The sequence below is a fragment of the Corallococcus praedator genome (assembly GCF_003612125.1).
In the GTDB taxonomy this organism is placed as follows: domain Bacteria; phylum Myxococcota; class Myxococcia; order Myxococcales; family Myxococcaceae; genus Corallococcus; species Corallococcus praedator.
This window is the reverse complement of the sequence record NZ_RAWI01001397.1, coordinates 1-391: the sequence shown is the minus strand read 5'-3', so window position 1 is coordinate 391 and position 391 is coordinate 1. Positions and strand designations below refer to the sequence as shown.

The 391-nt window shown below is 40.4% G+C and carries 1 protein-coding gene; it reads right to left on the bottom strand.

The genetic code is table 11. The features are described 5' to 3' along the window. The coding region (locus D7Y13_RS44620) for a Crp/Fnr family transcriptional regulator (protein WP_147452788.1) at positions 1 to 352 on the bottom strand (352 nt) is incomplete at its 3' end. Positions 353 to 391 lie beyond the last annotated feature (39 nt).

The following is a 391-nucleotide window of genomic DNA, read 5'->3' as shown; positions in this document are numbered from 1 at the left end:
GTTCAGCACAGTTTCTGAGAAATTTGAGCTGAAGATCAAAATCGGACTCCAGTAATTTCAGGAGCTTGCTCCGCTCCAGCCGGAATACTGATGAATCTTCGGATACTACAGCATTCACAGGATATCTGTGGTGTTTGCAGAATAAAAAAACTTCTCCTACGGAATCTCCTTCCTCATGGATGCTCTGGATAAACTCACCGTCTCCGGGTTTGTGGTTGGTCAGTTTAATTTTTCCTTTCTGAATTTGAAAATAGTAGTCGGGAGCTGCATTTTCCTCAAAAAGCAATTCAGATTGTCGTAAGTGGATAATGTCTGCTCCAAAAGTTATAAGTAGGTCTTCTTCAATGGCCATATCCTCTCAATGAAATGGTTTCTAAATATCTTAAAAGGG